The 13,177-nt window shown below is 34.1% G+C and carries 10 protein-coding genes, 4 tRNA genes, 2 rRNA genes and 1 pseudogene (1 of these 17 cut by a window edge); 8 read left to right on the forward strand and 9 right to left on the reverse strand.

Translation table 11 applies throughout. The features are described 5' to 3' along the window. Position 1 precedes the first annotated feature (1 nt). From porT to MARIT_RS02845, 5 genes are all read right to left on the reverse strand, one after another. Entirely contained in the window at positions 2-706 is a 705-nt protein-coding gene (gene porT, locus MARIT_RS02825; RefSeq protein ID WP_100210699.1) for a type IX secretion/gliding motility protein PorT/SprT, read from the reverse strand. Position 707: 1 nt separating this feature from the next. Next, a complete protein-coding gene (gene ubiE / locus MARIT_RS02830) occupies positions 708-1,436 on the reverse strand; it encodes a bifunctional demethylmenaquinone methyltransferase/2-methoxy-6-polyprenyl-1,4-benzoquinol methylase UbiE (RefSeq protein ID WP_100210700.1) in 729 nt (242 codons plus the stop codon). Further along, on the reverse strand, positions 1,429-2,322 hold the full coding sequence (locus MARIT_RS02835; protein WP_100210701.1) for a NifU family protein: 894 nt from the start codon (positions 2,320-2,322) through the stop codon (positions 1,429-1,431). Before MARIT_RS02835 ends, ubiE begins: the two co-directional genes overlap by 8 nt. A 98-nt stretch (positions 2,323-2,420) precedes the next feature. After that, positions 2,421-3,851, reverse strand: a complete 1,431-nt coding sequence (locus tag MARIT_RS02840) for an OmpP1/FadL family transporter (RefSeq protein ID WP_100210702.1) — start codon at positions 3,849-3,851, stop codon at positions 2,421-2,423. 34 nt (positions 3,852-3,885) lie between these two features. Then, positions 3,886-5,052: a hypothetical protein gene (locus MARIT_RS02845; RefSeq protein WP_157926169.1), complete on the reverse strand. Its 1,167-nt coding sequence runs from the start codon at positions 5,050-5,052 to the stop codon at positions 3,886-3,888. A gap of 154 nt (positions 5,053-5,206) precedes the next feature. Here MARIT_RS02845 and proS point away from each other — a divergent pair, with 154 nt between their 5' ends. The 4 genes from proS (at position 5,207) to rpsT (ending at position 7,298) form a co-directional block, all read left to right on the forward strand. Further along, a complete protein-coding gene (gene proS / locus MARIT_RS02850; RefSeq protein WP_024742251.1) occupies positions 5,207-6,685 on the forward strand; it encodes a proline--tRNA ligase in 1,479 nt (492 codons plus the stop codon). A 75-nt stretch (positions 6,686-6,760) separates the two neighbouring features. Then, a tRNA-Glu gene (locus MARIT_RS02855) sits at positions 6,761-6,832 on the forward strand. A 107-nt stretch (positions 6,833-6,939) separates the two neighbouring features. Then, positions 6,940-7,011: transfer RNA gene (locus MARIT_RS02860), tRNA-Glu, on the forward strand. A 35-nt stretch (positions 7,012-7,046) separates the two neighbouring features. Further along, complete coding sequence (gene rpsT / locus MARIT_RS02865; protein ID WP_024742250.1) at positions 7,047-7,298, forward strand: 30S ribosomal protein S20; 252 nt, start codon at positions 7,047-7,049, stop codon at positions 7,296-7,298. Between the two features lie 113 nt (positions 7,299-7,411). Here the strand turns inward: rpsT and MARIT_RS16225 are convergent. From MARIT_RS16225 to MARIT_RS02880, 4 genes and pseudogenes are all read right to left on the reverse strand, one after another. Beyond that, positions 7,412-7,774, reverse strand: a pseudogene (locus MARIT_RS16225) (transposase). A gap of 53 nt (positions 7,775-7,827) precedes the next feature. Then, a complete protein-coding gene (locus MARIT_RS16230; RefSeq protein WP_317042298.1) occupies positions 7,828-8,244 on the reverse strand; it encodes a transposase in 417 nt (138 codons plus the stop codon). Between the two features lie 428 nt (positions 8,245-8,672). Beyond that, the gene (locus MARIT_RS02875) at positions 8,673-9,185 is read right to left on the reverse strand and encodes a hypothetical protein (RefSeq protein WP_157926170.1); all 513 of its coding nucleotides are present in this window, start codon (positions 9,183-9,185) and stop codon (positions 8,673-8,675) included. Between the two features lie 83 nt (positions 9,186-9,268). Further along, positions 9,269-9,985 (reverse strand): hypothetical protein, encoded by a 717-nt coding sequence (locus MARIT_RS02880; RefSeq protein ID WP_024742552.1) that lies wholly within the window; start codon positions 9,983-9,985, stop codon positions 9,269-9,271. Positions 9,986-10,932: 947 nt separating this feature from the next. Here MARIT_RS02880 and MARIT_RS02885 point away from each other — a divergent pair. The 4 genes from MARIT_RS02885 to MARIT_RS02900 form a co-directional block, all read left to right on the forward strand. Then, positions 10,933-12,452 (forward strand): 16S ribosomal RNA (locus MARIT_RS02885). Between the two features lie 126 nt (positions 12,453-12,578). Then, positions 12,579-12,652: transfer RNA gene (locus MARIT_RS02890), tRNA-Ile, on the forward strand. Positions 12,653-12,743: 91 nt separating this feature from the next. Further along, positions 12,744-12,817 (forward strand) — tRNA-Ala (locus MARIT_RS02895). Positions 12,818-12,976: 159 nt separating this feature from the next. Beyond that, a 23S ribosomal RNA gene (locus tag MARIT_RS02900) occupies positions 12,977-13,177 on the forward strand (it continues 2,678 nt past the right edge of the window). Together the 16S and 23S rRNA genes with 2 tRNA genes alongside form the textbook arrangement of a ribosomal RNA operon.

Raw genomic sequence — 13,177 nt, forward strand, 5'->3', positions numbered from 1 at the left:
TTTATTCAAAAGATAAATGTAGAAATACTCCACGAGTACCTAAGAAATCTATAGGATCTGTCCATTGGCTAGGAGAAGAATTATCGTATTTTAATTCATTGTTTAGGGCAAATACTCCCCTTATAGAAGGAGAGAATTTAAAATAATTTAAATAAAAATCTACACCGATTCCTATTTCATACATGAAATTACTTGAGGTAGCTCTAAATTCTCCTGAAGAATTATCATTGCTATTTTTCTCATTACTAGAAAAATTGTAGTCATATGAAATACCACCCAAAACATAAGGCCTAAAATTATTAAGCCTATTGGTGCTAAATTTAAAAATTAGAGGAAGATGTAAGTAAGTAGCTCCAACTTCTCTAGTTCTTATATTTTCATTTGTGCCAGGAATATGATCAAAAATAAGCGTTTTTGTATTAGACATTAGCCCTGGCTCGAATCGAAGGTTCACATTATCGTGTAACCTCAAATCAGCAATTAAACCAACATTAAAACCTATTGAAGATTCAACTTTGACATTCGGATTACTAATGTTACTTGGTTTGTATGCTATTTTGTAGCCATTATTGTTAAGCCCTAGGTAGAAACCATAATGAAAAAGAGGTTTGTCAAAACTAGGAAGGTTCAATACTTTTTCTCTTTGAGAAAAAGTATTATTAATTACTAGTAGTAAAAAACTGAAAGTAAAAAGTTTTTTTAACATATTATTTTGTAGAAGTATATATTGAAGCAACGCCAAACGTTACAGGTTGATTCTTTGCATTCTTAAACCCATTTTTTTCTAAAATATTGTTGAATTCTTTTCCGAAGGGGAAAGAATTTGCACTTTCCGATAAATAAGAGTAAGCAACTTTATCTTTTGAAAAAAGTTTCCCTATAAAAGGAAGAATAAAAGAAGTGTAAAATTGATAGCCTTGCTTAAATGGAAACTTAGTAGGGTTTGAAGTTTCTAAAACAACAAAGGTTCCTCCTGGCTTTAAAACTCGCTTTATTTCTTTTAGTCCTTTGTCGAGATTTTCAAAATTTCTAACGCCAAAAGAAACGGTAATTGCGTCAAAAGTATCATTGTCGAAAGGCATATTTTCGGAGTCACCAACAACCATTTCAATAGTGTTTGCTAATTTAGCGTTAAGGATTTTTTGTTTACCAACTTCTAGCATTCCTTCTGAGATGTCCAATCCAATTATTTTATCAGGATTTGTTTTTGCAAGCATAATGGCTAAATCCCCTGTTCCAGTAGCAATATCTAATATTTTTTTTGGATTATTCTTACCTACCAAAGCAACTACTTTTTTGCGCCAGCTAATGTCAATGCCAAATGAAATTACTCTGTTTAATCCATCATAATCTTTTGAGATATTATTAAACATTTTAGCCACTTGCTCTTTTTTTCCTAATTCGGAATTTTTATAAGGTTTTATTGTTTTACCCATTGATTGCGATTACTTCGTTAATTTGATTTGGTAGCATTTCTTTTAGCATGGTCTCAATCCCATTTTTTAAGGTAATTGTAGAAGAGGGGCATCCGCTACAAGCTCCTTGAAGAATAACACTTACGCGCTTTGTGGTTTCATCGTATGATTGAAAAGCAATATTTCCACCATCGGAAGCAACTGCGGGTTTAATATATTCGTTTAAAATATCAACAATTTTGGCAGAAATTTCGGAAAGTTCCTCTTTAGGGATTTCAACATTTTGTTTTGTTTGTTGTTTTGGGAGCTCTTTAATAATGATATTACCTTCTTGGAGGTATGTTCTTATAAAAGAACGAACTTCAGAATAAACCTCATCCCATGATACCATATCGTATTTTGTAATAGAAATGTAATTTTTAGAGATAAAGATTTCTTTTACAAAAGGGAAATTAAAAATAGCCTGTGCTAGTGGAGATGATTTACTGGCTTCTTCTATATTTTGAAACTCTACATCTGTTTGTGTCAATGCTTTATTGGTTCCAAATTTCATGACAGCTGGATTTGGTGTAGCTTCTGCATATACCTCAACAGCTTCTTTTTTAGAAGTGGTTTCTTTTACAACCTCATTGCCTTCTTGTAAATATTTTTCAATTTGCTCTTTAACTTCATTTTCAACATCGTCCCATTGTACAATGTCATAGCGCTGAATAGCAATGAAATTAGCGGTTATAAATACCTTTTTTACAAAAGGTAGATAGAATAATTGTTGAGCTAAAGGAGAGTTTTTAGCTTCATCAATATTATTGAATTCATAACTACCGCCATTAATTAAAATTGAATTGCTTACAAATTTTATGATGGTTTCGTTTGCTGTTTCTTGAATGTTGATTTTTATATTGCTCATAAGTAAAAATGTAAAGCAAAATTAAGGTAAAAAACTGAATTATTTAGATATAAAAAAAAACCGCTAAATGCGGCTTCTTTATTTCCTTAATATAAAGATTATATATTGAAAGAAATGGTTCCTGTTATTCTAGAGTTATCCATAGTTAGTTCAGAAGGATTAGCATTTCTTGAATCGTAGATATAATAAGGAGAGGTATATTTAGAATTGCTATAAGACAAATCTATTTTAGTATTTCCAAAATTATAACCTAAACCCGCTGAAAATCCTTTTAAATTGTCAGAGTCTAAAGCATTTTTATAAGGACTGTTTTCAAAGTGATAACCACCGCGCAAACTCATATTATCAAAACGCCATTCAGTACCTATATTAATAGCGTGAGAAGCTTTGAAATTATTTGAGAAATTTTGGTTTTCTATGTTGAAATTTCCATTATATAATCTAGTGTTTTTGTAATCTTTATAAGTATAGTCAATGCTGATCAGCCCTTTTTTGCCAAAAACAAAAGCACTGCTAGCGGTCAACTTTCCTGGAGTTCTTAATCTAAAAGGAGGAAATAAAGAATTGAAATCTCTTTCAGGAATAAAATCAGGATCTATCTCTTTATAAATATCAAAAGTAGTAATGTTTTTATTAGAGTTATTTGTTGTTGATATAGAGGTGTATCCAATCCAATCATCATACCTGTTGTTTTGAGGATGAAAAACCCTTAAATCGTTCTCTTCTAAGACTTCGGCGTACCAAGTAGGTGTTTCGTAAGAAAGACCAAAGCGAAAATTCTGGTGTAGCTTATAGATAAAGCCAAAATTTAAAGAAACTCCGTTTCCTTCAATATAAACATTTTGCTCGTTTGAAGCGTTTAAAGTATTTCCGTTATCATCTTTATTAACCTCATTTAATCTTGTTTTTTGAGAAAAGTTAAGATTGTGGAAATTTAAGGAAGCACCAATATATAATTTATTTAAATGAGCAGCAGAGAACCCAACGCTGAAAACGCTAGTATTTCCATTTGTATTATTACTGAATTTTTGCTCTTGCGCATTGTCAAATTGGTTAGTGATATCTTCAGGGTGCTCATTAAACAATGCGTAACCGCTATTTCCTTGCGTATAAAAATTTGAGGTAAAATCGTTTTTTATTCGGTAGTTGAAGAATAAAGCAAATCTATTCCAATTGGTATCATAAGCGGTATCAAAAGATAATATGCCTCCTGCTTGTGAAATATTGAAAAAGTTATTTTGAGTATTAGTGCTATTTCCGTAATAAGAAGCATCAATAATTGTTTTAGTCTCCCCTAAAGTGATAGCTAAAGAGCTCTTTTTAGCAACAGCTCCACCTGCGGGATTTATACCAGTAGAAGAGAGGTCTCCACCTAAAGCCCCAAAGGCGCCACTCATAGCATTAAATCTGGCAGTGCCATAATTGTTGTCTGTTCCGAATAGTATTCCTAAATCGTTATAACCTAATGACTGAGAAAAGGAGGAGAGCTGCAAAGCTATCATAAAGGTGAATGATAAAATAGATCTCATATTTATTGTGGTTTATAGGTAGGTGTTAAAAAAATTAAGAAGACCTTCTTCTGTAAGAACTATTACTTCTAGGAGAATAAGATCTAGAAGAACTTCTAGGCGAACTGTAGCTACGTGTACCATTACTTCTAGAATTTGAATACCTGCGAGTGGACGTTCTGTTTCTTGTAGAACTAGTGCTTCTATTATTAGGAGTGTAACTTCGATGAGTATTATTTCGCGTACTTCTTCTGTTTCTTCTTGAATTTGTTCTGTTGTTACCCTCTGTATTGCGTCTTGAGTAGTTGCGTGTGCCTCTAACGCTTCTATTAGAAGATGATCTACGATTGTTAATTTGACTTCTACGATTTACTCTAGAGTTGTTAGTCCCATTTTTATAGAAACCACTATTTCTTCTTGTATGGTAGCTTCTGCCTCTGCGAGTTCTGGAAGAGGTATTTCTTCTATAAGAGGAAGAACGTCTGGAGTTAATAGCACTACCCCTTCTGGAATTTCTTGCGTAACTTCTTCTAGAAGTTATATGATAAGGTCTTTGATAGTATCTGTTGATACCTCTTCTGGAAGAATAGTACCGATTTCCGTAATATCTATATGGGGTATGGTATCTATAGTAAGCTCTATTATAATAAGGAGAGCAATAGAAAGGATTGTTAAACGCAAAATCACCATAGAATCCAGTATTCCAATAATAAGATGAAGGGTAAGGATCCCAAAAAAGTGAGTTATACTGTCTGTAGTAGCCCCAGCGATACGGTCTGTAGTAGCCAAGGTCGTAAAAGGGAGAATAATAATTAGAATAGCCAAAACCTGTATTAATATTAATAACTACATCTGTATCATTGTCAAAACCCCAAGGTTCATTATACGTAATCCTAGTTTTAGGAGCGTGATCATTTTCTGTGATTTCTTCGAAATCTTCATTGTCGTCGTCAGATTTGTAGCTTTCAATATCTGTTATGATATCAGTTCCATTGATTTGATCTAAACGTTCTAGTTCTTTAGTGAAATAATTATCGTTGTATGGTTTTTGATGAGTAACGTTAGCATTTTTTCTTCTGGTTTCAAATGCTGTATCATCATAAATTCCATCATCATTGTTGTTGGAAACATTTTGAGCGGTTCCACAAGCAACTAGTAAGCTAGTTATGAATAGTGACAAAAAGTATAGTGAAAGTTTCGAGTTTTGGCAATGTAACTTCATATCTTTTAATTTAAGTAGGTAAACAGTTTTCTTTATAGGTCAATTGATTTGCAAAAAAACATAACTTTGTTTGGACTATTACCTTTTTAACGTAGTTTTGCAGAACACAATTCACAGATATAAAAGTAACAATATTTGTGCCAAATTTTTGATAATGAGTAAGAAATTAACAAAACGAGCGGAAGATTATTCGAAATGGTATAATGAATTGGTTGTAAAAGCCGATTTAGCAGAGAATTCAGCGGTTAGAGGATGTATGGTTATAAAGCCTTATGGGTACGCTATTTGGGAGAAAATGCAGGGAGAGTTAGATAGAATGTTTAAAGAAACAGGCCACCAAAATGCGTATTTCCCGCTTTTTGTTCCGAAAAGTTTATTTGAAGCAGAGGAAAAAAATGCAGAAGGATTTGCAAAAGAATGTGCAGTTGTAACTCATTATAGGTTACAGAATGATCCGGATAAAGAAGGTAAATTAAGAGTAGATCCAGAAGCGAAGTTAGAAGAAGAGTTGGTTGTTAGACCAACTTCAGAAGCAATTATATGGAATACTTATAAGGGATGGGTGCAATCATACAGAGATTTACCTTTGCTAATAAATCAATGGGCAAATGTAGTAAGATGGGAGATGAGAACACGTTTGTTTTTGAGAACTGCGGAGTTTTTATGGCAAGAAGGACATACGGCACATGCATCTAAAAAAGAGGCTTTATGTGAAGCAAAACAAATGCAAGAAGTATATGCTAATTTTGCTGAAAACTTTATGGCAATGCCTGTGATAAAAGGAGCTAAATCTGAAAGTGAACGATTTGCTGGTGCTGATGAAACTTATACTATTGAAGCGTTAATGCAAGATGGGAAAGCATTACAAGCAGGAACTTCTCATTTTTTAGGGCAAAATTTTGCAAAAGCATTTGATGTTAAATACACATCTAAAGAAGGAAAACAAGAATATGTTTGGGCAACGTCTTGGGGAGTTTCTACTCGTCTTATAGGAGGGTTGATCATGACGCACTCTGATGATTCAGGGTTAGTTCTGCCTCCTAAATTAGCGCCTATTCAAGTGGTCATAGTTCCTATCTATAAAGGAGAAGAACAATTAAAGGTCATTTCGGAGAAAGTAAGCGTCATGGTCAAAGAATTACGTAAAAAAGGGATTGCTGTAAAGTTTGATGATAGGGATACCTTTAGACCTGGAGCAAAATTTGCGGAATACGAATTGAAAGGAGTTCCTGTAAGAGTAGCTATGGGGAATAGAGATCTGGAAAATAATACCGTTGAAATAGCTCGTAGAGATACATTTGAAAAGAAAACAGTGTCGCAAGATGAAGTTGTAGGGGTTATAGAGAGTTTATTGGAAGAAATTCAGGAGAATTTATATGATAGAGCTCTTGCTTTTAGAAATGCACATATAACAAAGGTGGATACTTTTGAGGAGTTTAAAGAAGCTATTGAAACTAAAGGAGGTTTTGTGTCGGCTCATTGGGATGGTACTGTAGAAACCGAAAATAAAATAAAAGAATTGACTAAAGCAACTATTCGCTGCATACCAAATGAAGCAGAGGAAGAGAGTGGAGTATGCGTATTTACAGGAGAAACTTCTAGTAAACGAGTGCTTTTTGCAAAAGCGTATTAATTTTTTTTAAAAAAAGTTTGTGTAAATTAAAAAGAGTTTATATATTTGCACCCGCAATCGCAAAGAAAGCAAAATGGTCCGTTCGTCTAGGGGTTAGGACGCCAGGTTTTCATCCTGGTAACACGGGTTCGATTCCCGTACGGACTACAAGTTCTTTTACTTTTAAAAGTAAAAAAAATATTAAAAAATAAGATTTAAAAGATGTTGTAAGATTAGAAAAATAATTATACATTTGCATCCGAAATCAAAAAAATGGTCCGTTCGTCTAGGGGTTAGGACGCCAGGTTTTCATCCTGGTAACACGGGTTCGATTCCCGTACGGACTACAAGTTTTTTATAAACAACATAAGAAGTTAAGAAAATGGCAAATCATAAGTCAGCGTTAAAAAGAATAAGAAGTAATGAAGCTAAGCGCTTAAGAAATAAATATCAGCACAAAACAACACGTAATGCTGTTAGAAAATTAAGAGCTACTGAAGATAGAAAAGAAGCAGAAGGAATGTTTTCTAAAGTTGTTTCTATGTTAGATAAATTAGCTAAAAACAATATTATTCATAAGAATAAAGCTTCAAATTTAAAATCTAAGCTAGCTAAACATGTAGCTGCTCTATAATATTTTTTTAAAATTAATTTTAAAAGTGTCTCAGTTTGATTGAGACACTTTTTTTATGTTTTAAAAATAGATCTTATTATAAGATATTCTCGGATCAATCGCAAAAGTTGTGGTTAAGTAAAAACCTGAGTTAATCTGTATAAGAAAAATTCTACATTTCTCACCTCTCTAAATTGTGTTCTAAATGCTTTTACCTTTGCATTGAGGGATTCCGCGGAAGCGTTTGTGCTTCGGTTGTCAAAATAGTTGCGTATAGATTGATAATTTAAACTAATAGAGCTGGCTACAATATTAAAAGCTTTAAATTTTGATTCCTCTACCTATTTAAACCAATGTGCTGGCTTGGTATAGGCTATATCCTTGGTTATAGTTTTGTTATTAAACAGATTTTTGAGTTTTTGACAGATGCTGTATGCCTTTTTAATATCAGGATAGTTTTTAAATAATATTTTAGCTCTTTGCTGTTGTTTTAGTATCCAATCATTTTTGGATTTATATAATAAATATTTACTTCTTGCTAATAATTGTTTTAAAGTATCTGCATTAGTAAAAGTTTTAGTAGTGTATGCTTTGTTATTTTTTTAGCTTCTTTTATTTGGTTGTTTTCTTGGTCTATGGCTTCCCAACGATGTTTTATACGGATATCTTGTAAAACATCTAAGGCTAATTTCTGTACATGAAATCTATCTGTGACTTGCACAGATTTAGGAAAACATCTTTTAGCGACTAATTTCATGGAATGCGCCATGTCTAAAGTGATTTTTTTGACTTTATTAGGTTTAACACTTGGTATTTTATAAAGATATTGGATTACTTGCTCCGCCTTAGTTCCTGCAATGATAGCTACAATACTTCCTGCCTTGCCTTTGGCTTTTTTGTTAGTTATAATAGTATAGAGTTCTCCTTTAGATAAAGCGACTTCATCAGTAGAAAGTTGTTTTTCTATATTCTCGGGGAATAATAACCAATCTTTGGCATGTGATTTTTCCTTCCACTATTTAAAATCACTTAAATAATCTTTAAACTGGCGTTGTAGTTTTTTACCATTAAGCCCATAAAAACTAGCAATCGTATGGCAATCATTAGCTTTGATACTGATCAAGTGTTTTTAAAAAAACAGCGAACTCAACGGTCATTCGAGTTCCCTGTGCTATTAGATTCCAGTTTCTATAAACTAATTTTTAGCTTTTATAACATACTGGAATGGTTTAAAAGCATTCTTTAATGGTAACTAGTTTTACTAAAAGGGCTCTTAAAAGACTTATTTTTTATCTATAGTTAGATTTTTTAGTATTTGTGTAACAGTTACCACTGCTAGTAAATATTATTCATTCTTTTGGTATTGTTTAATTTGTTTCCAACGTTTTGGGTCAATTACTTTCCAATAAACCTCGTAAAAGTCTTTTTTTCAGGATTATGGTTTTTTATAAGTTCTCCAAAAAAGTTTGTTAATGCAATTTTTTCTTCATTTTGTTTCGTTAACGCATCTCTTTCTTTTTCGTCTAATACCATGACAGATGCGTAAATATATTTCCAATTCTCAAGACCAGTTGTCAGAACAGTATATTTTTTTCCGTTTGGTAAGAGGTCAATATTATTCCATATTAGTATTGGGTGATTTTTGTCACTCGGAAAAATTTCCTTATCCCATTTTCCGTATTTATCAAACATCACTTTGTGTGTGTAAAATGGAGAATAAACGCATTCATATCTTATTTCATTAATTTTTGTTGTGTCTTTATTATTTATAGTAACATATTTTTTATTCAAAATTTCCGTAAACTTATTCTTGTAAATTTTAGGGCATTTTGTTTCCTTAATAGCTTTTCGCATTGAAGAACAGTTTAAGAAAATAGAAAATATAATTGTTATGTAAATTCCTTTCATAGATTAGGTTTTAATGTTTGCTGACGTTTAGTGTATGGTACGTTTGTATCCAGTAATGCATATATACAAATTGGTATGTTTTTTTACTCTATTTTTTCTTTTAGCAAATATTTGATCTGGCCCTGAAGATATTCTCCATATTCTACTTTACTTTCCAAACTCGTTTTTTTTCCATTAAGATTCGATTTTATTGACATTTTATTATCACCAAGAAAAGTAATTTCTACGTGAGAAGCATCTTCTTTTAAACCGTGCCTTCTTGACCTTGATAAAATAAAAGACCATAAAGATTGTCCAGCCCTGAGTTTTGCATCAAGGCCTAATTTCCTCATTTTTTTAATCAATCTTAGAGCATCTTTTCCATTTGATATCCAACTATCAGAAAAACTGCAATAAAATTCTTCGATTGAATTCCAGCTCTCTATAAATTCACCTTTTATTCCTTCTCCCTTTTCATAGTATTCAGCAAGCAAACCAAATTGTATTTCAGGAAATTGATTTGTCATTTTAGATGGCATAGATTTTTTTAATACCCAATCCAATATAATTTTTCCAAGTCTTTTTACGTCGTTACTAAATATTTCAAATATTGAGCAATTATCCCATTCGAAAATGTACCTATAACTTTTTTCGTTCCCAAATAATGAGATTGTACAACTTCTAATTTCATTTTTTAATAAAAGATCATATGAGGTAGAAAAGGGCTCTGGTTGAGGAACAAGGATGTTCCTTTCTAATTTAATTAATTCAGGAAAGCTATTATTTAATTCTGTTTGTAATAGTTCTAATTCTTTACTCATTATAATCTGAGACTTGTTTTAATTAGACATAACGTTTTTATAGATACATAAAGTACATCTTTATTTAAACCAAAATAAGTTAAATATTAAAATCGTCCAAAGGATCTTTTAATTTTTTCTAGACTAGTTGTACCAACAAGAGTATAAAATATGGTTGTTTTAGGATTATTATATCCTAATGCTTCTCGAGTAAATCTAATTACTCGTTCTACTTATTAAAAGTAAAGAAAAGCACTTGGGTTAAGATGTATGGAAATTTTGACGAATAAAAGAGGGAATATAGAGGTAAGTGCGTATAAAGAGATGTTTTCAAAGATGAGAAGACGCTCTAAAAAGAAGAAGAAATAGCTAGTAAATGTAATTTTTACAAGATAGGAATAAAGAACAATAAAAAACTTTGCTTCTATAAGGTGTTGTTTTCTATGAAGTTGCGTTGTATTGCATAAAAAAGGGCAAAAAAAGGCTTGTTATTGTATAAATAGTTTCTATATTTGCAGCCGCTAACGGGCAAATAAGCAAAGTTAGCAAAGATCATTGAGAGATTGGGTTTGTAGATGTTTAAATAAAAGTTAAAAAACGTTTGTTTCGAGAGATTTAAAAGTTTTATATTTGCGCTTGTTTAATAACGAGGAGTTGATTTTTTAGCTTTTAAAATTTAAAAAAAACTTTTTCAGAAAAAAGTTTGTCAGTTTTAAAAAAGGTTATACATTTGCAACCGCTTTCTAAAAGAGAGTAACGTTCAAGAAAATTTGGAAGATTTTGAATAAAAAAATCAGTTAGTTCGAGTCTAACATTTCTACAAGAGATTATTTTAGTTTGCATAAAGATTAGAATAATAAGTTCATTGAAAATATTGAAATTGACAGCGTAAACAAAGAGTAGAATAACCACTTTATATAATAAAGTAATTCTTTTGAAACTTATTCATTCATAATATTAAAGATTATACAATGAAGAGTTTGATCCTGGCTCAGGATGAACGCTAGCGGCAGGCTTAACACATGCAAGTCGAGGGGTAACATTGTAGCTTGCTACAGATGACGACCGGCGCACGGGTGCGTAACGCGTATAGAATCTGCCTTCTACAGAGGGATAGCCTTTAGAAATGAAGATTAATACCTCATAATACTTTGGAGTGGCATCGTTTTAAAGTTAAAGATTTATCGGTAGAAGATGACTATGCGTCCTATTAGCTAGATGGTAAGGTAACGGCTTACCATGGCAACGATAGGTAGGGGTCCTGAGAGGGAGATCCCCCACACTGGTACTGAGACACGGACCAGACTCCTACGGGAGGCAGCAGTGAGGAATATTGGGCAATGGAGGCAACTCTGACCCAGCCATGCCGCGTGCAGGAAGACTGCCCTATGGGTTGTAAACTGCTTTTATACAGGAAGAAACGTACCTACGAGTAGGTATTTGACGGTACTGTAAGAATAAGGACCGGCTAACTCCGTGCCAGCAGCCGCGGTAATACGGAGGGTCCGAGCGTTATCCGGAATCATTGGGTTTAAAGGGTCCGCAGGCGGTCGATTAAGTCAGAGGTGAAATCCCATAGCTTAACTATGGAACTGCCTTTGATACTGGTTGACTTGAGTAATACGGAAGTAGATAGAATATGTAGTGTAGCGGTGAAATGCATAGATATTACATAGAATACCGATTGCGAAGGCAGTCTACTACGTATTTACTGACGCTCATGGACGAAAGCGTGGGGAGCGAACAGGATTAGATACCCTGGTAGTCCACGCCGTAAACGATGGACACTAGTTGTTGGGAAATGTCTCAGTGACTAAGCGAAAGTGATAAGTGTCCCACCTGGGGAGTACGATCGCAAGATTGAAACTCAAAGGAATTGACGGGGGCCCGCACAAGCGGTGGAGCATGTGGTTTAATTCGATGATACGCGAGGAACCTTACCAGGGCTTAAATGTGGAATGACAGGGCTAGAGATAGCTTTTTCTTCGGACATTTCACAAGGTGCTGCATGGTTGTCGTCAGCTCGTGCCGTGAGGTGTCAGGTTAAGTCCTATAACGAGCGCAACCCCTATTGTTAGTTGCTAGCAGGTAAAGCTGAGGACTCTAGCGAGACTGCCGGTGCAAACCGCGAGGAAGGTGGGGATGACGTCAAATCATCACGGCCCTTACGTCCTGGGCTACACACGTGCTACAATGGTATGGACAATGAGCAGCCATCTGGCAACAGAGAGCGAATCTACAAACCATATCACAGTTCGGATCGGAGTCTGCAACTCGACTCCGTGAAGCTGGAATCGCTAGTAATCGGATATCAGCCATGATCCGGTGAATACGTTCCCGGGCCTTGTACACACCGCCCGTCAAGCCATGGAAGCTGGGGGTGCCTGAAGTCGGTCACCGCAAGGAGCCGCCTAGGGTAAAACTGGTAACTAGGGCTAAGTCGTAACAAGGTAGCCGTACCGGAAGGTGCGGCTGGAACACCTCCTTTCTAGAGAAAGATGGTGAGTTACAAAAGGAAGTTTTACTCTTTGCTGTTAATTTTAAAATATAGACTAAGATCTTAAAAAAAAAGAGAATGATTTAAGTGTATTTATATGCTTAAGCTGTCTTAGACAGTCTCGTAGCTCAGCTGGTTAGAGCGCTACACTGATAATGTAGAGGTCGGCAGTTCGAGTCTGCCCGAGACTACAAAATTAAGACTTAGAAAAAAAAAGGAAATTCTGGAAGTTAGAGGATTCAACATTACAAGATTGAGGATTTTATAATCTAAATTTCATATGGGGGATTAGCTCAGCTGGCTAGAGCGCTTGCCTTGCACGCAAGAGGTCATCGGTTCGACTCCGATATTCTCCACAATCAGATGTAAATCTGAAAACGTTCATTGACATATTGGTAAAATGATATCGTAAAGAATCAAGATAGAGTGTTAATCTTAAGATTAACAAGATATTTTTATAAAAAAATAAATAAATATAAAGAGCTCGTTCTAGTGTAATCACTAGAGCAAAAGAACAATAAGCTAAATAAGGGCGTATGGCGGATGCCTAGGCTCTCAGAGACGATGAAGGACGTGATAAGCTGCGAAAAGTTGCGGGGAGAAGCACATATTTTAAGATCCGCAAATATCCGAATGGGGCAACCCGTCATGTTGAAGACATGTCACCTAGCAATAGGGGTAAACCCGGTGAACTGAAACATCTAAGTAACCGGAGG

It is taken from the genome of Tenacibaculum maritimum NCIMB 2154, from assembly GCF_900119795.1.
GTDB classification, from domain to species: domain Bacteria; phylum Bacteroidota; class Bacteroidia; order Flavobacteriales; family Flavobacteriaceae; genus Polaribacter; species Polaribacter maritimus.

Bases quoted from the DNA above. Each gene is read 5' to 3' on its own strand.
- proS (WP_024742251.1), top strand. From the start codon at position 5,207: ATGAGTAAGAAATTAACAAAACGAGCGGAAGATTATTCGAAATGGTAT.
- MARIT_RS02835 (WP_100210701.1), bottom strand. From the start codon at position 2,322: ATGAGCAATATAAAAATCAACATTCAAGAAACAGCAAACGAAACCATC.
- porT (WP_100210699.1), bottom strand. From the start codon at position 706: ATGTTAAAAAAACTTTTTACTTTCAGTTTTTTACTACTAGTAATTAAT.
- rpsT (WP_024742250.1), top strand. From the start codon at position 7,047: ATGGCAAATCATAAGTCAGCGTTAAAAAGAATAAGAAGTAATGAAGCT.
- MARIT_RS02880 (WP_024742552.1), bottom strand. From the start codon at position 9,985: ATGAGTAAAGAATTAGAACTATTACAAACAGAATTAAATAATAGCTTT.
- MARIT_RS02840 (WP_100210702.1), bottom strand. From the start codon at position 3,851: ATGAGATCTATTTTATCATTCACCTTTATGATAGCTTTGCAGCTCTCC.
- ubiE (WP_100210700.1), bottom strand. From the start codon at position 1,436: ATGGGTAAAACAATAAAACCTTATAAAAATTCCGAATTAGGAAAAAAA.
- MARIT_RS02845 (WP_157926169.1), bottom strand. From the start codon at position 5,052: ATGAAGTTACATTGCCAAAACTCGAAACTTTCACTATACTTTTTGTCA.
- MARIT_RS02875 (WP_157926170.1), bottom strand. From the start codon at position 9,185: ATGAAAGGAATTTACATAACAATTATATTTTCTATTTTCTTAAACTGT.